Raw genomic sequence first — 21,650 nt, forward strand, 5'->3', positions numbered from 1 at the left:
GAAGATCGCAGGTCGGGTGAGCGCGGCCCGCCGTTTGCGAGAATGTTTCGGAGACCGTCTGCGCGTAACCGACGTTCTGTGCATGTGAATGTCGGGTTACGCGCAGACCGATTCCGACGCTCACGGCGCTGCAGTGCCTGCAGCGCGCGACACCGGCCTGATATGTGCGAACATGCTGCGCGCATTCCAGGTTGGAAAGGCTCTTATGAGCGACGGGTCGCCGTCGAGCTGGATGCGGTCCTCCCGGGTGGCTTGGGACCAGGAGAGCTGGCCGGCGTGCCATTTGACGAAGGCTTCGGCTTCCGCCGTGATGTAGAGATCCTCGTCGAAGCCGGGATTCGTCTTGCAGATCTCTGTGTCTCCGCGTTCGATGAGCAGCCAATAACGCTCACGGTGCGGGCGGCCGGTGAAGTCGAAGCGGATGACGACGCGTCGATGCGGGAGCCGGTCCCGGCGGAGCGCATTGCACATCGACCACAGCGCCACAAAGGGGTCTAGGTTCTCGGGCGCGATTTCGAGCCAACGCGCGCCCCACTCACCGAGCGACTGGCAGACCGTGAAGAGTTCGTGGCCCGCGGACGTGAGCTCGTAATGGTGCCCGCGTCCGCCGGGCTTGGATGCCGACTCAACGACACCGACCCGTTCGAGCTGCTTGAGCCGCAGTGAAAGCAGAGTGCGGGAGAGTCCAGGCGCGCCATCCAGGATCTCACAGAAACTTCCACAGCCAAGATGCAGGTTGCGGATGATCAGCGGTGTCCAGCGCTCGGCGAAAATCTCGGCGCCGCGTGCGATGGGGCAGTACTGGCCGTACGTCCTCATGACGCCAGTGTTCCTCAACCGCCTTCGGCTGTGAAGTCCAGATTCTTGACTTTACGGCCGTGGTCCGCGGTGGCCCGATGTCGCGGTCGGGAGAGGAGGACAACACCAGAGGAGGACACAATGACAACCCCGACGACCGCGGAACTCAGGCACGGAAGCAAGAAGCCGACCGTCGCGGAGATCGACGGATTCCGAGGCCGATTGATTAGTGCCGACCACGCCGACTACGACATCGCCCGTGCAGTCTGGAACGGTGCTATCAACCGGCGCCCGCGCCTGATCGCCCAATGCATCGGGACCGCCGACGTGGTCGCAGCCGTGCGTTTCGCCCGCGACCACGATCTGGAGATCGCCATACGGGGTGGAGGCCACAACGTCGCAGGCACCGCCGTTTGCGACGACGGGATCGTTATCGACCTCTCGGCGATGCGGGGCGTGCGAGTCGATCCCGCCGGCCGCAGGGCCTGGGTGCAAGGTGGTGCCTTGTGGGGCGACGTTGACCACGAAACACAAGCGCACGGGCTCGCCACCACCGGCGGAATCGTGAGCCACACCGGCGTCGCCGGACTGACGCTCGGCGGTGGCGTCGGCTGGCTGATGCGCAAGCACGGCCTCACGATAGACAACCTCCTCACCGCCGACGTCGTAACGGCCGACGGCGAGTTGCTGCGGGCGTCCGAGAACGAGCATCCCGACCTGTTCTGGGCGGTGCGCGGCGGAGGCGGAAATTTCGGCGTGGTCACCTCGTTCGAGTTCCGCCTCCACCCCGTCGGGCCCGCCGTTCTGGCCGGGCCCGTCATCTGGGACGCAACCAACGCCGGTGAGGTTCTCCGCTTCTACCGCGACTTCATCGGCGACGCGCCGGACGAGCTTGGCACGATCGTGAGGTTCGGCGCCGCGCCGCCGCTGCCGGTCATCCCCGAGGATCTGCACTGGCGCCCGGTGATGATGGTCGGCACCTGCTATGCCGGGCCCATCGAGGACGGTGAGCAGGTGCTCCGTCCGCTCCGTGCATTCCGGACTCCGCTCCTCGACCTCGTCGGGCCGGCGCCCTATGTGGATTTCCAGAGCGCGCTCGACTCGACCGTCGTTCACGGTTGGAACTATTACTGGAAGTCCACCTACCTCCCCACGCTCCGTGACGACCTCATCGACGTAATTTCCGAGCATGCGTTCTCCGGCTCGTCGCCGCGGTCCTACGCAGCGATGTTCCATCTCAAGGGGGCGGTGAGCCGGATGGCCGAGGAGGTGACGGCATTCGGGAACCGGCAGGCGTCGCACGCAATCACCCTCGACGCTGTGTGGCGGCCCGGCGAGGACTTCGGCGACCGAGACACCGCCTGGACGCGAGGATTCTTCGCCGCGCTCGGCCGCTTCCGCGAAGGCGTCTATGTCAACTTCCTCGGCGGTGACGAAGACCCCGACCGGGTCCGGGAGGCGTATGGCGACTCCGTTTACGACCGGCTGGTCGACGTGAAGACGACGTATGACCCCGACAACGTCTTCCACCACAACCAGAACATCCGCCCCGGCACCAGCACGCGCATCAGCGGGGCCTTTGGTCCTCACTGACGCGCAGATTCGGGAGGGCGCCGCAGAATCCGTTGCGAGCGCGCGCCGGGTTTCGGGAAGCGGCGGCGCCAAGGACACGTGTCAAGGACACCTACACAGCGCGGGAGCGAGCATACGACCTGATGCCCGTGAATGTCGGGTTACGCGCAGATCCAATCCGAAGCTGATAGCGCCGCAGTGCCTGCGCTAACCCGACCTACAAACCAAATGCGCTACCACCCGCTCCTCCGCCTGATCTCCGTGATCACCTCGGGCACGGCGTCGTCATGGTTCGGCGCCATGATATGCGCGCCGGCGACGCCTGGGATGGTGGCAATCTCCTCCAGATATTCGACCAGGATCGCCTTGCCTTCGCGCGCGGGATCGGCGGCCTGCTCCATGCGATCGACCATCGCGTCGGGAATGATCGAACCGAACAGATGCTGCCTGATCCAGCGCGCGGATTTCGCTGAGCGCAACGGCACCACCCCGATCAGCATGAACAGCTTCTCAGGGATTCCGAAATCGGAAAGCCGCGCCATGTAGCGGCGCAGGATCTGCGCGTCCATGCAGAATTGCGTCTGCGCGAATTGCGCGCCGGCGGCGATCTTCGCGGTCAGCGCGGCGGGCTTCCACTCGGCCGGCGGGTCGATCGGCATGTCGGCGGCACCGAGGAAAAAATCCGCCTCGCCGGCAATCTTCCGTCCGCTTGGCAATTCGCCCTGATCGCGCATCCGCGCCGCCGTCTGCAACAGGGTGCGGGCATCAAGATCGAAGACCGCCTTGGCATCGGGCTGGTCGCCGGCGTCGGGATTGTCACCGCGCAGAGCCAGCAGATTGCGCACGCCGAGCGTCGCCGCCGCGAGCAGCGCGCTCTGCAGCGCGATGCGGTTGCGGTCGCGGCAGGTGAGTTGCAACACCGGATCGATGCCATTGTCGATGAGAATGGCGGCGGCGGTCACGCTGTCCATGTGCGGGCGCGCGCCGGCGCCGTCGGTGACATTGACGGCGTCAGCCAGGCCCTTGAGCGGCAGCGCCTTGGCGAGTAGATCGTTCCGATCACAGGAGACCGGCGGCGTGATTTCGGCGGTGACGACGAAGCGTTTGCTTTTCAGCGTTTCGTGGAGACGATGCGTGTCAGCCGCCTGTTGCGAAAGGCTCATGGATCAAACGCTCTCCAAATGATCGCCGTCATCCTAAAGGTGCGCGCCAACGGGTCCGCGCAAAGCGCGGCCCGATGGTAAACTACGCGCGCCTCGAAGGATAAGCGGCCCGCCTGTTGCCCGTGTTCACCGGGTCACAGAAGGTTCACGATACCAGAGCGGAGCGTCTGGCAAAGGCGGGCATCACGTCGCGGCCAAAGAGATTGATGGAAGATGCCGCTTCATCAAAGCTCATGTCGCCGAAAATCATCTGCCCCAGGACGTAATTGACGCCGGCCTCCTGTTCCAGCGTCGCGAGATAGCCGTGGACGGTCGCCGGAGAGCCGGCGATGCCATGACCGAGCGCCGACAATTCATCGAAGGTTTCGGGATAAATCTCCTTCAGCGGGAAATCGGCGCGGGCGTGTCGCCAGAGATAGTCGATGGCCTCGCGCCAGCGCGCATAGGCACGCTGCGCGAGCTTCTCCGCTGCGGCGTCGGTGTCGGCGACCACGACATGGCGCGTGATTCCGATGCGCGGCAGTGCCGCCGGCCGGCGGCCGAGTTCGGCCCATTCCTTGCGGTAGCGCTCGCTGATCTCGCGCGACCGCGACGCAGGCCCGAGCGAGACGACATTGATGCCGCGCGAGACGCCCCACATGATCGCTTCCGCGCTTGGCGCGCCGTACCAGATCGGCGGATGCGGCTGCTGCAGCGGCCGTGCCTGCACGAGATAATCCCTGTATTTGAAAAACTCGCCCTCGAAATTCACAACGTCATTCTCGAACGCGCGCAGCAGCACAACGAACGCCTCGTGATAGCGCGCGGCTGCCGTCGCAGCGTCGATGCCGTAGCGCTCATGCTCCAGCAGCGCACCGCCGCGGCCGACGCCGAGCATCAGCCGGCCATTGCTCATGTGATCGAGCATGCAGATTTCTTCAAACAGACGCAGCGGATGATGGAGCGGCAGCACGTAAACGAGCGGCCCGAGCCTGATGCGGCGGGTGCGCTGGATCGCCGCCGCCAGGAAGACGCTCGGCGAGGGCACGGCGCCAAGCGGCGTCGAATGGTGCTCCGCCAAATGATAGCCGTAAAAGCCCTGCTGCTCGATAAGTTCGATGAGTTTCAGTCGGCTCTCGAACAGGGATCCCAATGCGTCGCCGTTCTGGTCGAGATGGTCAAAAATTCCAAATTCCACGCCCTTACCCTTCCCCTCGCGCCTGCGCGCTGTGTCCTCCAGAGAGGGCATCTTACGACGAGGTATTTCGGAAGAACAATTTAACGGGTCAAGCGCGATGGGTATTCCGAGAAATGATCGGCCGCTCAAATCTACGCCCTCTGCCCGTATTTGCGCCCGCTCCTCTCGCGAGAGAGGGCCACTCGCAGTTCAGCACGTGAAGTTGCGTGAGGGGGAGCGTCACCCGCCCAATGGGGCCTGTTGAAAGCTTGGCGTAGCCCTCTCCCGCAAGGGGAACGCGCGCCATAACAAGCGCGCCCATCCGCGAAAACGGGCCGCGAGGAAGCAAAATCAGAAGTTCTGGGAATCCCTGGAATGGTACAGGTGGGTGGGCTCGAACCACCGACCTCCGGTTCCACAGACCGGCGCTCTAACCAACTGAGCTACACCTGCACGCGAGCGGGCGGAAACTAGGAGCAAAGATCCGGTTTGGCAAGCAACCCGAGCATGCCTGGCAAGCGGGCACGCGTCAGCACAAGGCAGTTGTTGAACGGGCATTCCGGGGCGCCGGCCGAAGCGCGCGAAGGCGCGCGAACCCCGAATCCGGATGCATTTTCTGAACGTGCGTCTGCATTCCGGCTCCGACACTTCGCGCCGTCCCGGAACGACGATCTTCAAAAAGCATCAGGCCCGGAGCAAGCCGGGCCTGATGCGCATTCGGTGCGGCCTGAGCGAAGGGCTCAGGAGGCTTTCTTGAAGGCCGAGTTCATGCCGCTCTTGAGCGGCTCGGTGGTTTCGGTCGCGACCTTCTGAGCCAGAGTCGTCAGTTCCCTGGCCTGCGCGGTCGCGGTCTCGAACTGCTTGCGGGCATGCGCGGTGGACAGCTCGACAACTTCGGAGAGCGACTTCGCGGTAACGATCTCGCTGTAGAAATCGAACGTGGCATTCATGTTGTTGCGGGCCGCATCGATCAACGCCAAACCGTAATCGGCAGCACCCTTGGCGGCGGTCGAATAGGTGGATTCCAGCACGTCGGTGGCTTCTTCGGTTGCGGCCTTCATCTTTTCCCAGTTGTCCTTGGCCTGGGACACGCCCTTTTCCGCAAATTCGCGGAAAGCGGCGGGGACTTCCATTTTCGGCATTTCAAAGTTCGGAAACTCAAGCTTCGGGGCCTCGAAGCTGGAGGCAGGTTTCTTCGCCTTCACGGTCGTAGTGGCCTCGGTCATGGCGCAAATCCTTCGGTTGGGCGCTGCTTCCGCTGCGGATCGGTTCGTCCCTGGGGCGATCCGGGAATTAGCTTGCCTATCACTTTTTATTGTGCGTCGCAATAGGACTTATTGCGTCGCAATATTGCCACATTGCGGCCTGTCCGGACCACATCAGCCCTGCGGGTGACGGAATTATTGAGGTTTTGTGGTCTCGCGCGTCATCTGGGCGGCGACCTCGCTCAATTCCTTCGCCTGCTCGTTCAGCGCACGGATCTGCTCCTGAATGTAATCCTGGTGCAGCTTCACGACCTCCTGGACATTCTTCGCCTGAACCAGTTTCTGCGCGAAATCGAAGGACGCCGCGATATTACGCTGGGCAAAGCTGACGGCCCGGCTGCTCACGTCCATCATCCCCGAACTTGCCATGGTGGTGCGCGCTTCCATGTCGACCACCGCCTTGTTGGCCGCGGACATAAAGCCCTCAAAGGCCTGGCGGGCCTGGGCGACGCTCTGTTCGGCAAATTTCCGCATGTCGGCGGGAATTTCGAATGATTTCATCGGATCGATGGCCATCGCCCTCTCCATTCTGGATTTGCGCTCTAACACATATAAAACACAACACTATCCAACCGGTTGCGTGGGGACGCAAAAAGCAGGCCCAATTAACGCTATGGGCATTCGGCCGGCCCGATGGACGGCGTTCCGTGCCAATACTATTAACAATCCGCTAACATGCCGCAGCCCCGTTTAGGCTGTCGATTAAAGTAACCTCCATGCGCGAAAACGCGTTTCCGTGGCGTCTTCTGAGCGAGCCGGCGCTCGCCGTTCACGCGACCGGCGCGCGTCCCGCCTGGCTGTGGAGCACGGACGGGCGGCGGCTGCTTTGGGCCAATCCCGGCGGCGCCCTGATTTTCGGCGCTGACAATTGCGCGGCCGCCAGCGGACGGCATTTCGACGCCGATCATGCTGTCGCAGCGCAGATCGCCGCCATTGCAGGCAGCCTTCCGGTCAGCGGCGCCCCGCGGCTTGAGCGACTGCGCGGTTTCGCAGGGCGGTTCGGTCACAGGCTGACCTGCATCTGCGCACGCGTCTTCTGCGGGGATGAACCGGCCATTCTGGTGACCGCCGCCGAGCCGGCGGGCCCTCGTCTCTCGCTTGCGGAGCGGGTGCGCCGCCTGTTTGACGCCTGCGGCGAGCCGGTTGCGGTCTATTCCGCCAATGGCGAGTTGCTGTTTGTCTCGTCAGACGTGCCGGCACCGATTGCAGGCGCGCCGCGATTTCCCGAGCAGGCCGTGAAGCTCGGCGACGGCGACAGTGAAGTGCGCTATGTGCGGCTGCCGCATGCCGCGCCGGCGACCGACATCCCGACGACGGCAGATGACCGGCACGCCGGCCCAACCGATCTCATCGATCTCAGTCCGATCGCGCAAGCCATCAGCGAAGCACAGAAAGCCATGGCGGTTGAGCGCGCCGCACAGACGGAGGCGGACGCTGCAGCAACGGATGAGGCGGCTGCATCCGGTGCGCGACCTGTTTCGGCGGATGCGTCCGGCGACACAGACGGCGGGCCTTCGACAGAACACACATCAACCGAACGGCGGCATCCGGTGCGGTTCGTCTGGATGATCGATGCCGACAACCGTTTCTCGATCGAGCCCGGTGATTTTCTCGAGGCCATCGGACCGAAGATGGCGGCGGAACTGAACCGGCCCTGGGTCTCCATTGCCGCCGACCTTGCGCTTGATCCCGACGGCGAGGTTGGACACGCGATCGCCTCGCGCGATACCTGGAGCGGCATCAGGATCCAGTGGCCTGTGGACGGGAGCGACGAGCGGATCGCGGTCGAGCTTGCCGGGCTGCCAGTCTATGATCGCGACCGCAATTTCCGCGGCTATCGCGGTTTCGGCGTCTGCCGTGATCTCGCGCGGATCGGCGCGCTGCTGGCGGAACGCCGGCAGCAGAGCGTGGCAGACGAGGCAAGCCTCCCGCCGCCCGCCGTGGAAGAGGCGCCACCCGCGGCCGACGCGGCGCCGGCCCGCCCCCCGCTCAGCCTCGTGCCGGCTTCGGAAAATGTGGTGCCGTTTCGTCCGCTGTCGAATGACAACAGATCAGCGACACTCAACGTCGTCGAGGAGAACGCCTTCCAGGAACTGGCGACGCGCCTGTCGGCACGGCTCAAAGGCGCCGATCAGGTCGCGCGCGGAGAGACAATGCCGGCCGTCAATGATGCCGAGCCGGCGCCCGCCGCGCCGAAAGCAACCGACGAGGCTGCCGAGCCGCGCCTTACCCGGCCGGCGCAACAGCAGGAGCAGACGACCATCAAGCAGGATCGCCCGCTGCTTGATCTGTTGCCGGTCGGCGTCCTGATCTATCGCCACGAGCATTTCTTCTATGCCAATCGCGCCTTCCTGCGCTGGTCCGGGCATGACTCGGTGCAGGATTTTGCCGAAGCCGGCGGGCTCGACACGCTGTTCATCGAGCCGCAGCAGAATGACAAGGATCAGACGCTGCGCATCGCCGCGCCCGGCGAAAAAATCCCGCCGGTGACCGGCCATCTGTTCAGCATTCCCTGGGCGGATTCGACCGCCATGATGCTGGTGACGATGGAGGGCGAGAGCGAGGCGCCGGCACAGCCCGCCGCGGCCGCCGTCGCAGCCGTACCGGCGCGCGACGAATGGAAAGCGATCCTCGACATTGCCAATGACGGCGTCGTCACCTTCGACCGCGACGGACACGTCCTCACCGCCAGTGCCGGCGCCGAGCGGCTGTTCGGCTATGACAGCGGCCAGCTCATCGGATTGCCGTTCACCAATCTCTTCGCCGCCGACAGCGCCGCGCTCGCGCGCAATATTGTGGCGACCGGCGCCGGCGCGGAGAAGAGCCGCGACGTCACCGCCCGCACGCGCCGCGGCGAAACCCTGCCGCTGCAGATGTCGATTGGGCAGATCGATGCCGACGCGGGCCACTTCTGCGCGGCCTTCCAGAATCTCTCGCGCTGGAAAGCTGCCGAGCGCGAGCTGATCGCCGCGCGCAAGCAGGCGGAAGCGGCCTCATCGGCGAAATCCGATTTTCTCGCCAAGGTCAGCCACGAAATCCGCACGCCGCTCAACGCCATCATCGGATTCTCCGACGTGATGATGAATGAGCGCTTCGGCCCGATCGGCAACGAACGCTACAAGGAATATCTCAAGGACATCCACGCGTCCGGCACCCATCTGGTGTCGCTGGTGAACGACCTTCTCGATCTGTCGAAGATCGAAGCCGGCAAGCTCGATCTCGCTTTCGAGCCGGTCAATCTCAACGACCTGACGCAGCAGACGGTGGCGATGCTGCAGCCGCAGGCGAGCCGCGAGCGCATCATCATCCGCACGGCGCTGGCGCCGGAATTGCCGCCGGTGGTCGCGGATGCGCGCTCGGTGCGGCAGATCGTGCTCAATCTTCTGTCCAACTCGATCAAGTTCACCGGCGCCGGCGGGCAGGTCATTCTCTCGACCGCGCGCACCGATCATGGCGAGGCGGTGCTGCGCGTGCGCGATACCGGCGTCGGCATGAGCGACAAGGATATTGCGACCGCGCTCGAACCGTTCCGGCAACTCGGCACCGCCGCCCGCTCGGATTCGCACGGCTCCGGTCTCGGCCTGCCGCTGACCAAGGCGCTGGTGGAGGCCAATAGCGCGCGCTTCTCGATCAAAAGCGCGGTCAATGCCGGAACCCTGGTGGAAATCGTGTTTCCGGCGGTGCGCGCCGCGGAATAGGTGCAGCGAGCGGCTGACTTTCGCCACCTTCACCGCTAGCATGGGAGTGCGGTGGTGCGGACATTCGCTCCATGCTCGCGGCGAGTCATGTGAGCGAATGTCCGAACAAAACCACACTAGAATCAAGGCCTGCTAGTGTCCTTCGATTCCGAAGTTCGCTCCAGAGCAGGCTGCAACCTCTTGCGAACTTCGGAATCGGGACACTAGCTGATGCGTAAGCTCGCTCTCGCGATCCTGGTTTCAGTTGCCATCGCGGCGTTCTCGCTGCCGGCCCGCGCGGGCGAAGCCGTGGACCTGTTGCTGGTGCTGGCCGCCGACGTATCGCGTTCCGTCGACCAGCCGAAATTCCAGTTGCAGCGGGACGGCTATGCGGCGGCGATTTCCGATCCGCGCGTGCTCGAAGCGATCTCGGCCGGCGTGCATCGGCGCATCGCCATCTGCTTCGTCGAATGGTCCGGCATCGGCGCGCAGAAACTCGTGATCGACTGGATGATGATCGACGGGCCGGAGGCGGCGAAGAAATTCGCCGACGCCATCGTGGAAGCGCCGCGCTCTTTCGCCGACCGCACCTCGATTTCCGCCGGAATCGAATTTGCCATGTCGCAGCTTGCCCGCGCGCCGTTCGAAAGCGCGCGCCGTGCCATCGATGTCTCCGGCGACGGCACCAACAATTCCGGACGCGACGTCGTCAATGTGCGCGACGAAGCGGTAGCGCAAGGCATCACCATCAACGGGCTCACCATTCTCAGCGAGCGGCCGCTCGCCTGGAATCCCGAACACACCAACCCGCCCGGCGGGCTGCCACATTACTATCGCGAGAATGTCATCGGCGGACCGGGCGCCTTCGTGATCGTTGCGGAGAATTTCCACTCCTTTGGCGAGGCGCTGATCAACAAGCTGGTCGCCGAGATCGCCGCGCAGCCGGCGCCCGCCTCAACCACCGGTCTCGCCCGCGCCGACTGAGACATTTTGCTGCAAGGCCGCGGCGCGGCTCGCAAATTTTCGGACACGGCAATCTGCGTGTCGGCTCAGCAGGCAAGCGCGCATTTTCGAGTCGTTCCAGACTGCAGCAGTCTAGAAACGTTCCAAGGTATTGATCCAGCACAGGAATTTATCTTGACCGGCCGCTGTCTCTCTCCATACGAGCAGTGTGTCCAGAGGGAGCGCATATCCATGGCAGCCGTCACCTTCCGCGCGCTTGCGCGCATTTCCGTTGCAACCCTGATCGTCGCCGCCGGTGCCGGCGGCGCTGCCGCCCAGGGTGAGGTCAATGTCTATACCTACCGTGAGCAGAAGCTGGTCCAGCCGCTCTTCGATGCCTTCACCAAGGACACCGGCATCAAGGTGAACATGGTGTCCGCCTCGTCCGGCCTCGAGCAGCGCATCAAGACCGAAGGCGCCAACAGCCCCGCCGACGTGCTGCTCACCGTCGATATCGGCCGCCTGGAAGACGCCGTGCAGGCGGGCATCACCCAGCCGATCAAGTCCGACGTCGTCGAGAAGGCGGTGCCTGCGCAATATCGCGATGCGGAGGGCCATTGGATCGGCGTGTCGATGCGCGCGCGCGTCGTCTATGCCGCCAAGGACCGCGTGAAGCAGGACGCGATCACCTATGAGGAACTCGCCGATCCGAAATGGAAGGGCAAGATCTGCATCCGCTCCGGCCAGCATATCTATAACAACGCGCTGTTTGCGGCGATGATCGCCAAGCACGGCGAGGCCAAGACCGAGGAATGGCTGAAGGGCCTGAAAGCCAATCTGGCGCAGAAGCCGTCCGGCGGCGACCGCGAGCAGGCGCGCGACGTGGCGGCCGGCAAATGCGACATCGGCATCGGCAACACCTATTACTGGGCGCTGATGCTCAACAATCCGCAGCAGAAGGCCTGGGCCGACGCCACCAAGGTGATCCTGCCGACCTTCAAGGACGGCGGCACGCATGTGAATGTCTCCGGCGTGGTGCTCGCCAAGCATGCGCCGCACAAGGCCGAAGCCATGAAGCTGATCGAGTGGCTGGTCGGCGACAAGGCGCAGCACATGTATGCCGACAGCAATTTCGAATATCCGGTGAAGGCCGGCATCGAGATCAACAAGACCATCGCCGGCTACGGCAAGCTCAAGCCCGACCCCATGCCGATGGACAAAATCGCGCAGAACAAGAAGGCCGCCGCCAATCTGGTCGACAAGGTGGGGTTTGATAACTGACCGCTCACTTGTGTTTGTGTCGTCCCGGCCAAGCGAGTGCAACGAGCGCGAGCCGGACCCATAAACACCAACATTGAGATCGGCGGGCATGGGTCCCCGCTTTCGCGGGGACGACCGGAGTGAAGTAGCAGATATGACCTCCGCCACAACGACCAGCGAAATATTCCGGGCGCCGCGCCGTCTGCTGCGGCGCTCGCATGTTTTTGCGACTTTGTTCGTGGTGCTGCTCGCCGTCGTGATGCTGGCGCCGCTGGTCAGCCTCGGCGCCATCGCACGGCAGGGGGATGCCGACATCTGGCCGCATCTGGCGGCTTACGTTCTGCCGAGAGCGATTGTCGACACCTCACTGCTGCTCGCCGGCGTCGCGGCGCTGACCGCCGTGATCGGCATCGGCACCGCCTGGCTCGTCACCACCTATCATTTTCCCGGCCGCGACGCGCTCTGCTGGCTGCTGCCGCTGCCGCTCGCCTTCCCGACCTATATCGTCGCCTATGTCTATGTCGATATTCTCGACTCCGCCGGCCCGGTGCAGTCGCTGTATCGCGCGCTGTTCGGTTACGAGACCGCCGCGCAATACTGGTTTCCGCCGATCCGCTCGATCGGCGGCGCCATCCTCGTGATGGGCCTCGTGCTCTATCCTTATGTGTTCCTCGCCGCGCGCGCGATGTTCCAGACGCAAAGCGCCTCGCTGATCGAAGTCGGGCGCACGCTCGGCGCTTCGCGCTGGATGCTGGCGCGGCATGTGGCGCTGCCGCTGGCGCGCCCGGCGCTCGCGGTCGGTCTGTCGCTCGCCCTGCTGGAGACGCTGAACGATATCGGCGCCAGCGAATATCTCGGCGTGCAGACGATGACCCTCTCCGTCTTCACTACCTGGATCAACCGCTCGAGCCTGCCCGGCGCGGCGCAGATCGCCTGCGTGATGCTGATCGCGATCGTCGCGCTGATGGTGCTGGAACGGTATGGCCGAAGACATCGCCGCTTCATCGTTTCGAGTCGCAACAGCCGCATCGCCCAGCGCATCCCGCTGAAAGGCCGCGCCGGTTTCGCCGCCTTTGCGCTCTGTATCCTGCCGGTGCTGCTCGGTTTCGCTCTTCCCGCCGCCGTGCTGCTGCTGGAGGTGATCCGCCGCGGCCTCCTGATCGGTTTCGACCCGGACCTGTTCGGCCACACGCTCACCACCGTGTCACTCTCGGCCGCCGCCACCGTCATTGCCATCGTGCTGGGGCTGGCCGCCGCGATCTGCGTGCGGATGGCCAAGACGCATCTCGCAAGCTTCGCCATCGTGGTGGCCGGTCTCGGCTATGCGGTGCCCGGCACCGTGCTGGCGCTCGGCCTGATGACGCCGCTTGTCTCCATCGACGAGACGCTGAATGCGCTGGCGCGCGCGCTGGGTGCGCCGCATATGGGGCTGATCCTCGCCGGCTCCAGCGCGGCGCTGATCATCGCCTATGTGCTGCGCTTCCTGACGATCGCCACGGGCTCGGCGCAGGCAGGGCTGGCGCGCATCCCGCACCAGATGGACGACGTTGCCCGCACGCTCGGTGAAAAACCTGCGGGCGTGGCCCGCCTGATCCATCTGCCGCTGTCGCGCGCGACGCTCGGCGGCGCGGCGCTGCTCGTATTCGTCGACTGCCTGAAGGAATTGCCGGCGACGCTCTTGCTGCGGCCGCTCAATGTCGAGACGCTGTCGACCTACATCTATCAGTTCGCCACGCGCGGCAATTTCGAGGAAGGCTCGCTGGCGGCATTGATCATCGTCGCCGTCGGCATCCTGCCGGTGATCCACCTCACCCGTTTCGCCGACATCGCGCCGGCACCGGTGGCGAGTTCGACCGGGCGGTAATCCTTCGCGGCGCAGAGCGGACGCAAAACCCGTTGCGGAACCGCCCTGCCCCTGTATCCTTGGCTCAGCTAAGCAGGACCCGGGGATGCGTTTTAATGGCGGCATCTGAGCAAGCGGCGACGGCGCAACATCTCCCGTGGTTCATCACCGCGCCCGGGCAGACAGACATCCTGTTCGTCATCACGGCCATTCTGGTCGTCGGCACCGTTGCGATACTGGGCGTGATGTTCTTCTGGCTGCATTCGCTTCCGGAGCGGCTCGGACACAAGAAGCTGCAATTCGAGATCGTGGCGGTGCTCGGCTTGCTCTCCCTGTTCACGCATAATCACCTGTTCTGGGTGATCGGCCTGTTGCTGGCGCTGATCGAACTGCCTGACTTCATGACGCCCTGGCGGCGCATGGCGGGCGCGCTCGAAAAGCTGGCGGGTACGCCGCCACCGGCGGAAGAGCAGGACGAGGCCAAGGCGGCCAAAAGATCCGGACCGGCCGGTTAAGCGATGCTCGAAATTGTCCTGTGTTCGCTCGTCACCATCCTTCCGGACTATCTTTTCCGCCGCTACGTGCAGGGAAAACGCATCGGCAAGGAGATCACGATCTATTCGGTATGGTATGAGCTTCGCTACGGCCTCACGGGATGCCTGATGCTCACCGTGCTGCTGATCACCATCATCTTCTACTATCATCCCTCAACAAAGTCGGTGACGGCGTCCTTCCGCGCCATCCCGATCCTGCCCGAGACCAACGGGCGGGTGAGCGAAATCTTTGTGAGTTTGACCGATACGGTCGAACAGGGCCAACCCATCTTCAAACTTGACAGCAGCACGCAGGAAGCCGCCGTCGAGGTGGCGCGGCGGCGGATCGCGGAAGTCGAGGCAAACATCCTGGTTTCGCGAGCCGACCTTGCCGCCGCCGAAGCGCAGATCCAGCAGGCCAGGAGCTCCGAACAGCAGGCGCTCGACGAATTGCGCACCAAACAGGAGCTGGCGCGGCGCAATCCGGGAATCGTTGCGACCCGCGAGATCGAGCAACTGCAAGTGCTTGCCGACGGCCGAAGGGCGCAGGTGACCGCGGCCGAGGCCGCAAGGCAGGCGGCAGAGACCCGGCTCACCACGCTGTTGCCAGCACAGAAGGCGACTGCGCAGGCCACGCTCGAACAGGCCGAGAACGACCTGAGAAAAACCACCGTCTATGCCGGCGTCAGCGGCCATGTCGAGCAGTTCTCACTGCGCGTTGGCGACGTCGTCAATCCGCTGATGCGGCCCGCCGGCGTCCTGATCCCGGCCGGCGGCGGACGACAAGCATTGCTGGCCGGCTTCGGACAGATCGAGTCACAAGTGATCAAGGTGGGTCTGGCAGCCGAGGCTACCTGCATTTCCAAGCCGCTGACCATCATCCCGATGGTCGTGACCGACGTTCAGGATTTCATCGCCGCCGGCCAGGTGCGTGCGGGCGAGCAGCTGATCGATGTCCAGTCTGTCCGGCAGCCGGGAACGATCCTGGTCTACCTTGCGCCACTCTTCAAGGGAGCGCTCGACGGCGTCACACCCGGCAGCTCCTGCATCGCCAATGTCTACACCAGCAATCACGATCGTCTGGCGAAGGGCAATGTCGGTGTCCTGCACGGCTTCTTCCTGCATGCGGTCGATGCGGTCGCGCTTGTTCACGCCTTGATATTGCGCGCACAGGCGCTGCTGCTTCCCGTGAGGGTGCTGGTCGGCGGCCACTAGGCGCGCACGAATGAGAGGGAATGAGCGCAGCGCCTCGAAGCGCCCTACCGGAACAGATTCAAACCAAACCGATAGCTCAGGCCGAGCTTGGCGGTGAACTGGTCGACGCTGCCGGCTTGCGCGATCGGCGAGTCGGCGGCGTCGCCGACCAGCCGCTCGTATTGCAGCGAGCCGAGCAGCGACCATTGCGGTGTGAACATGTAGCGCGCGTTCAGCTCCGCGCCGACGCCCTTGATGCCGCCGCTCGGATCGTAAGCGGCAAGACCCGACGTCAACGATTCCGCCGGGGTCACGCCGAGATAGGTGCGCATGTATTCGCCGTCGGCGTAGCTCATGCGCGGACCGAAGCTGACCTCCGTTACCGCCGTAGGATAGAATGTCACGTCGACGCCCGCCTCGCCGACAAAACCCTCGTGGCCGCCGAAGCCGCGCCGCAGCGAGGCGTGCGCCCGGAACATGCCAAAGGTGTAGGCAAACTTGCCGCCGGCCTCGAAGGCGCCGTCGACATCGTTCATGCCGCGCAGTGCGTCGTAGTCGGCAGCTTCGCGCTTGCGCACGTAGCGAAAGTCCGGACCGAAAGAGAAGCCGTCGCGACGGTTGCCCTTCACCTCGCCAAGGCCAGGCAGCCAGAGATAATGCAGGGTGACGATGGGCCAGGGCGTGAAGCGATCCTCGCTGGCGCCCTCATAAGCCGGGCCATAGGCGGCGCCCATGCCGAGTTCCAGCACGACGTCGTACTGGCGTTCCTGCGCCTGCACGGGCGGGACCACCGGACCGGGACCAATATCGGCCGCCAGCGCGGACACGCACCATAATGGCACGGCCAAAGCGGAAAGGATCAGAGGGTTGCCCAGCAGACGCATTCCAGGAGTCCTGACGCGGTTCGCAAATGTTCGGATGCACACGACACAACTTGTCCCACCGAGCCAGCACACCATAAACCCATGACCGAAAGGTTAGAGGTGCAGAGGTAGGGCGGCGCCGGTCAAAAAGTTTCAGGTCGCCCCGGGGCGGCCATGCGGTTCCTTGGCAAAGCCGGCACTGAAGATCACTGAAGATTTTTGACGGCGCGACAAGGCGGGCTGCCTTTTTTGCGACAATTAACAGCGGCAACAGCGATCACATGCGGGGCCTGTCGCGGTCCGGCGGCACCGGATCGACCAGCGGGCGATCCTCATTCGGAGCGGGGGCCGGAGGTTTTTCGACCGGATACGGTTTTCTGGGTTCCTCAACCGGCGGCTTGCTGGGTTTCGGAGGCTCACGCTCGGGCGGCTGGACGGGCTGTTTCACCATCCCCCTCAACCCGACATGACGCGATCGGTTCCGCCCAAGGCAGGCAGCTACAGTATCTGCTGGTCGCGACGTCGGATTGCACGCGGATGAATGCGACCATTCAGCACTGCGCGCATTTGGCACCGAGTTGCCCACAGCATCGTCGCGTAGCCTCCCGCTCTCGAAAGGGTGGAGGGACCTATGGGCGGACTTGCGTTGATCGGCACCTATGTGGTGATTGCCGCCGCCGGTGAATTCGTTGCTGTCGGCCTTGGATTGATCACCGACAGGATCAACGACATGGCGAGCCTGCTAGTCTTCTTTGTGTCCTCCACAATCATCCTCGCAATCGCATGGCCCATCGCCGTCCGTGTTTCAGGACGCTTTGCGGAATAGCCGCCGCCGCATTCACGTCCGCAACTCGGCCAGATCCTTGTACAAGGCCAGCGCTTCCGGATTCGCCAGCGCCTCGGTGTTCTTCACCGCGCGGCCGCACACCACATCGCGCACCGCAAGCTCGGTGATCTTCCCGGACTTGGTACGCGGGATGTCGGCGACCTGGATCACCTTCGCCGGCACGTGGCGCGGCGACGCGCCGGTGCGGATTTTCAGCTTGATCTTGTCGCGCAAGGCGTCGTCGAGCGTGACACCTTCCTTCAATCGCACGAACAGGACGACGCGCACATCATTGTCCCAGTCCTGGCCGATGGCGATGGCCTCCAGAACTTCCGGGATCTGCTCAACCTGCGCGTAGATTTCCGCGGTGCCGATGCGCACGCCGCCGGGATTGAGGGTGGCGTCCGAGCGGCCGTGGATGATCATGCCGCCATGCTTCGTCCATTCCGCGAAATCGCCGTGGCACCAGACATTATCGAATCGCTCGAAATAGGCAGCGTGATACTTCTTGCCCTCAGGATCGTTCCAGAACATCACCGGCATCGAGGGGAAGGCTTTGGTGCAAACGAGTTCGCCCTTCTCTCCCACGATATGCTTGCCGTCGTCCGACCAGACATCCATCGCAAGCCCCAAGCCAGGCGCCTGGATCTCGCCGCGATACACGGGCGAGGTCGGATCGCCGAGCACGAAGCAGGAGACGATGTCGGTGCCGCCCGAAATCGAGGCAAGGTGCAGATCCTGCTTGATGTCGTTGTAGACATAGTCGAAGCTTTCGGCGGCGAGCGGCGAGCCCGTCGACGTCATCACCTTCATGGCGGACAGATCGTGCGTCCTTGCCGGCGCAAGGCCGGCTTTTTTGCAGGCGTCGATGTATTTTGCCGAGGTGCCGAAGACGGCGATGCCCTCGTCCTGCGCATAGTCGAACAGCACTTCCGGCTTCGGCGCGAACGGCGAGCCGTCCCATAGAATGAGCGTCGCGCCGCAGGCGATGCCCGAGACCAGCCAGTTCCACATCATCCAGCCGAGCGTGGTGAAGTAGAACAGATTGTCGCCTGCGCGCAGGTCGCAATGCAGGCGATGCTCCTTCAGATGCTGCAGCAGCGTGCCGCCGGCTCCGTGCACGATGCATTTCGGCACACCCGTGGTGCCCGACGAGAACAGGATATAGACTGGATGATTGAACGGCATGCGCTCGAAGACGAGCGGCCTCGCTTCGAAGGGCGCGAGGAAGGCATCGAGCGTGGTCGCGCGCGGCACGCTGGCCGCGACCTTGTCCGCTGTCTTGAGATACGGAACGATCACCACCTGTTGCGCGGTCGGCAATTGCGCGGCGATGGCGGCGAGACGCTCGGTGAGATCGATGGACTTGCCATTATACCAATAGCCATCCACCGCGAAGAACAGCTTGGGTTCGATCTGACCGAAGCGATCGAGCACGCCGCGCTCCCCGAAATCCGGCGAGCAGGACGACCAGATGGCGCCGACGGAGGTAACCGCCAGCATCAGCGCGACTGATTCCGGAAGATTGGGCAGCATGGCGGCGACACGGTCGCCGGGCTGCACGCCGGCCGCCTTCAAGGCCTGCTGCGCACGCGACACCAGCGCGCGCAGCTCATCCCAGGTCAGCCTGTAAGCGACCTTGTCCTCGCCGCGGAACACCATGGCGGTGCCGGAGCCAGCTTCGCGCAGCAGGTTCTCGGCAAAGTTGAGCTTTGCATCAGGGAAGAATGTCGCACCCGGCATTTTGTCGCCGTCGATCAGCCGGCGGGCGCCCTTCTCGCCGATGACCTCGCAATAGTCCCAGATCTCGTTCCAGAATTCGGCACGGTTCTCGACCGACCAGGCATGCAGGTCACGGTAGCTTTTCAACGCGGTGCCGTATCCGGCATTCACCCGCGCGATGAATGTGAAAATCTGGGCCGCCGCGGCGCGCTCCCGACCCGGCGTCCACAAGGGCTGGTCTGCCATCTCGTCCCCTCGTTTACTCAAATGTCTGAAACCAGACACGTTTTACACATGCAAGCCTGAAGGTGGCCCCAAAAGCGTCACAGAGCGCGCTATGGTTGCAGCCCATGTTGCGCGCTGAGACCCGCCCGGTATAGTCCGACGGCGTCCAGCTCTAAATCGGAAAAACTCTCTTGTCCGCAGTCACCGGCTTCAAGCGCCTGGGATTTGCCATCCTTGCCCTCGTGCTGGTCACGTTCGGGGCGCTGGCGGTGGTCTCCTTCCTGGTTCCGGCCGACCAGGTCCGCGATGCGGTCAAAGCCGAAATCCGGGCGGTGACCGGGCTCGACCCGATCCTGCGCGGGGAGACGCAGGTTTCGCTGTTCCCCACGGGGCACGTCGCCCTCTCCGACATCATCCTCGGCGACGCCAATGCGGCGGAGCCGCCGCTGACGGCGGAAAAGCTGACCGCACGGCTGCGCTTCTTCCCGCTGCTGCTCGGCCGCATCGAGGTCTCCGACGTTTCGCTGGTCAATCCGCGCATCGCGCTGATCCTGCACAAGGACGGCTCGTCGAACTGGGGGCCGCTGCTCGCATCCCTGCAGCGCAATTTCGATCCCAAGGTGCAGGCGGCCGAGAAGACGGTGTCATTCTCGGAAATCCTGATCACCGGCGGCAATGTCTGGCTGCAGGATGAAATCCGGGGCGTTTCCGAGCGACTGCGCGATGTGAATATGTCGCTGGCCTGGCCGGCCATTTCCAAGAGCTTCGCCGCCACCGGCCGGCTGATCTGGCGCTACGAGCCGATGGAGGTGAGCGTCACGCTCGCCGATTTCGCCGCGGCCTTGCAGGGCGACCGTTCGGGGCTGAAAATCCGCGCCTCCGGTCAGCCGCTGAGAGCCGCCTTTGACGGCGCCATGAGCCTGCGCCCGACGCTGAAGATCGACGGCGCGCTGGCGGCGGATTCCAGCTCGCTGCGCCGCGCCCTGATCTGGGCCGGCGGCCAGCCGTTGCCGGGCGGCGGCTTCGGCAAATTCTCGCTGAAGGCGCAGACCAATGTGGTGGCCGGCACCATCGCGCTGACACAAGTCAATCTGGAAATCGACGGCAATATCACCGAGGGCGTGCTGACCTTCGCCGTCAATGGCCGCCAAGTGGTGCAGGGCACGCTAGCGGCGGATGAAATCGATCTGACGCCCTATCTGTCCACTATCCGCCTGCTCGCCGTCAGCGATCGCGAATGGAGCCGCACCCCGCTCAATCTTGAAGGCCTCGCCGCCAACGAGCTCGACCTGCGGCTCTCCGCCGCCAGAATGACGATCGGCTCGGCGAAGCTCGGCCGCACCGCGATCGCCGCCAATCTGCGCAATGGACGCATGACAGTCACTGTTGGAGAATCGCAAGCCTTCGGCGGCGTGATCAAGGGTTCGCTCGGCCTCGCCGCGTCCCCGCGCGGCGCCGATTTCAAATCGCAGCTGCAATTCTCCAATGTTGATCTGGAAAACTGCATTGGCGAATTATTCGGCATCCGCCGCATCGAGGGCAAAGGCAATCTCAATCTGACCCTCGACGGTTCCGGTCCGAATGTGCATGCGCTGACCCGCACGCTGAACGGCACCGTAACGCTGACCGGCAACAAGGGCGCACTGACGGGACTGAATGTGGAGCAATTGCTGCGGCGGCTGGAGCGGCGTCCGCTCTCCGGCGGCAGCGAATTCCGCACCGGCCGCACACCGTTCGAGACCCTCAACGTTGACATCAAGGTCATGCAGGGACTTGCCAATGTCGAGAAAGTGGCATTGGAAGGCCCCGCGGTGAACGTGTCGATGACCGGCAGTGCCTCCATCCCCGCGCGCGACCTTGATCTGCAAGGCACCGCCACCCTGCTCGGCGCGAGCAGCAGCGAGGGCCGCACCACATTCGAATTGCCGTTTGTGGTCTATGGCCATTGGGACGATCCGGTGATGCTGCCCGATCCGCAAATCCTGATCCGCCGCTCCGGCGCAGCGGCACCGCTGCTCAATGCGGTGCGCGACCGCCGCACCCGCGACGCTGTGCGCTCGACCATCGAGAAGCTCAGCGGCAAGTCCATGCCGGCGTCTGCGACACCGGACGAAACGCCGGCGGCGGCGCCGGCAAGCGGCACGCAGGACGCGGCGGAATAACACGCGTTCAGAGCGTCTTGCCGAGCGCCGTCAGCATGGTGGTCCAGCCCTGCTCCACGCGGCCCGCATAATCCGCCCATTGCGGTTGCATTTCATGCACGAGCGTCAAGTCGCAGCCACCATCGCGCGGCGTTATGTCGATGGTGACCACACTTTCGCCGTCCGACGTTCCGGCGATGCCCCACGTAAAGACGAGGCGGCGCGGGCGGTCGATCTCGCGATAGACGCCAATATGGTCGATCTCCTGCCCTGCGCGGTCGACCTTGAACGAGAATGCGCCGCCGACGCGCGCATCAACCTTCAGGTGAATGATCGTCTCCTCCCGCAAGGCCGGACCGAACATGAAGCGGCCAATCATCGCCGGATCGAGCCAGGCGTCGAAGACGCGTTCGGCCGTCGCTTCAAAGACGCGTGAGACCTTCACACTGACTGGCGCAGTCATATGACCC

General features: G+C 64.1%; 17 protein-coding genes and 1 tRNA gene. 9 read left to right on the top strand and 9 right to left on the bottom strand.

Annotation, left to right across the window (positions count from 1 at the left end):
- Positions 1–120: 120 nt before the first annotated feature.
- Entirely contained in the window at positions 121–819 is a 699-nt protein-coding gene (locus RO009_04545) for a winged helix-turn-helix transcriptional regulator (protein ID MDT3684296.1), read from the bottom strand.
- A 120-nt stretch (positions 820–939) separates the two neighbouring features.
- On the opposite strand from RO009_04545, the gene RO009_04550 reads away from it, so the two are divergent.
- On the top strand, positions 940–2,391 hold the full coding sequence (locus RO009_04550; GenBank protein ID MDT3684297.1) for an FAD-binding oxidoreductase: 1,452 nt from the start codon (positions 940–942) through the stop codon (positions 2,389–2,391).
- A 212-nt stretch (positions 2,392–2,603) separates the two neighbouring features.
- Here the strand turns inward: RO009_04550 and RO009_04555 are convergent, their stop codons facing one another.
- From RO009_04555 to RO009_04575, 5 genes are all read right to left on the bottom strand, one after another.
- Positions 2,604–3,533 carry a methylenetetrahydrofolate reductase gene (locus RO009_04555; protein MDT3684298.1) on the bottom strand — a complete coding sequence of 310 codons (930 nt, stop codon included), beginning with the start codon at positions 3,531–3,533 and terminating at the stop codon, positions 2,604–2,606.
- A gap of 145 nt (positions 3,534–3,678) precedes the next feature.
- Complete coding sequence (locus tag RO009_04560; GenBank protein ID MDT3684299.1) at positions 3,679–4,710, bottom strand: LLM class flavin-dependent oxidoreductase; 1,032 nt, start codon at positions 4,708–4,710, stop codon at positions 3,679–3,681.
- A gap of 355 nt (positions 4,711–5,065) precedes the next feature.
- A tRNA-His gene (locus tag RO009_04565) sits at positions 5,066–5,142 on the bottom strand.
- A gap of 287 nt (positions 5,143–5,429) precedes the next feature.
- On the bottom strand, positions 5,430–5,915 hold the full coding sequence (locus RO009_04570) for a phasin (GenBank protein ID MDT3684300.1): 486 nt from the start codon (positions 5,913–5,915) through the stop codon (positions 5,430–5,432).
- A gap of 174 nt (positions 5,916–6,089) precedes the next feature.
- Positions 6,090–6,470: a phasin family protein gene (locus RO009_04575; GenBank protein ID MDT3684301.1), complete on the bottom strand. Its 381-nt coding sequence runs from the start codon at positions 6,468–6,470 to the stop codon at positions 6,090–6,092.
- Between the two features lie 200 nt (positions 6,471–6,670).
- Between RO009_04575 and RO009_04580 the strand changes: the two genes are divergently transcribed.
- The 6 genes from RO009_04580 (at position 6,671) to RO009_04605 (ending at position 15,424) form a co-directional block, all read left to right on the top strand.
- Positions 6,671–9,652 (top strand): PAS domain-containing sensor histidine kinase, encoded by a 2,982-nt coding sequence (locus RO009_04580; GenBank protein MDT3684302.1) that lies wholly within the window; start codon positions 6,671–6,673, stop codon positions 9,650–9,652.
- 210 nt (positions 9,653–9,862) lie between these two features.
- Positions 9,863–10,615, top strand: a complete 753-nt coding sequence (locus tag RO009_04585; GenBank protein ID MDT3684303.1) for a DUF1194 domain-containing protein — start codon at positions 9,863–9,865, stop codon at positions 10,613–10,615.
- Between the two features lie 210 nt (positions 10,616–10,825).
- On the top strand, positions 10,826–11,854 hold the full coding sequence (locus tag RO009_04590; protein MDT3684304.1) for a Fe(3+) ABC transporter substrate-binding protein: 1,029 nt from the start codon (positions 10,826–10,828) through the stop codon (positions 11,852–11,854).
- A gap of 133 nt (positions 11,855–11,987) precedes the next feature.
- Positions 11,988–13,697, top strand: coding sequence for an iron ABC transporter permease (locus RO009_04595; protein MDT3684305.1), 1,710 nt, complete (start codon positions 11,988–11,990; stop codon positions 13,695–13,697).
- Positions 13,698–13,792: 95 nt separating this feature from the next.
- Positions 13,793–14,191 (top strand): hypothetical protein, encoded by a 399-nt coding sequence (locus tag RO009_04600; GenBank protein MDT3684306.1) that lies wholly within the window; start codon positions 13,793–13,795, stop codon positions 14,189–14,191.
- 3 nt (positions 14,192–14,194) lie between these two features.
- Positions 14,195–15,424, top strand: a complete 1,230-nt coding sequence (locus tag RO009_04605; protein ID MDT3684307.1) for a biotin/lipoyl-binding protein — start codon at positions 14,195–14,197, stop codon at positions 15,422–15,424.
- A 44-nt stretch (positions 15,425–15,468) separates the two neighbouring features.
- Here RO009_04605 and RO009_04610 read toward each other — a convergent pair whose 3' ends face one another.
- Positions 15,469–16,287 (bottom strand): MipA/OmpV family protein, encoded by an 819-nt coding sequence (locus RO009_04610; protein MDT3684308.1) that lies wholly within the window; start codon positions 16,285–16,287, stop codon positions 15,469–15,471.
- Positions 16,288–16,897: 610 nt separating this feature from the next.
- Here RO009_04610 and RO009_04615 point away from each other — a divergent pair.
- Positions 16,898–17,092 carry a hypothetical protein gene (locus RO009_04615; protein ID MDT3684309.1) on the top strand — a complete coding sequence of 65 codons (195 nt, stop codon included), beginning with the start codon at positions 16,898–16,900 and terminating at the stop codon, positions 17,090–17,092.
- A 12-nt stretch (positions 17,093–17,104) separates the two neighbouring features.
- Here the strand turns inward: RO009_04615 and RO009_04620 are convergent, their stop codons facing one another.
- Positions 17,105–19,060, bottom strand: a complete 1,956-nt coding sequence (locus RO009_04620; GenBank protein ID MDT3684310.1) for an acetoacetate--CoA ligase — start codon at positions 19,058–19,060, stop codon at positions 17,105–17,107.
- A 170-nt stretch (positions 19,061–19,230) separates the two neighbouring features.
- On the opposite strand from RO009_04620, the gene RO009_04625 reads away from it, so the two are divergent.
- Positions 19,231–21,201, top strand: coding sequence for an AsmA family protein (locus RO009_04625; GenBank protein ID MDT3684311.1), 1,971 nt, complete (start codon positions 19,231–19,233; stop codon positions 21,199–21,201).
- Between the two features lie 7 nt (positions 21,202–21,208).
- Here the strand turns inward: RO009_04625 and RO009_04630 are convergent, their stop codons facing one another.
- Positions 21,209–21,643: an SRPBCC family protein gene (locus RO009_04630; protein MDT3684312.1), complete on the bottom strand. Its 435-nt coding sequence runs from the start codon at positions 21,641–21,643 to the stop codon at positions 21,209–21,211.
- Positions 21,644–21,650 lie beyond the last annotated feature (7 nt).

Source organism: Pseudorhodoplanes sp. (assembly GCA_032027085.1).
Taxonomy (GTDB): domain Bacteria; phylum Pseudomonadota; class Alphaproteobacteria; order Rhizobiales; family Xanthobacteraceae; genus Pseudorhodoplanes.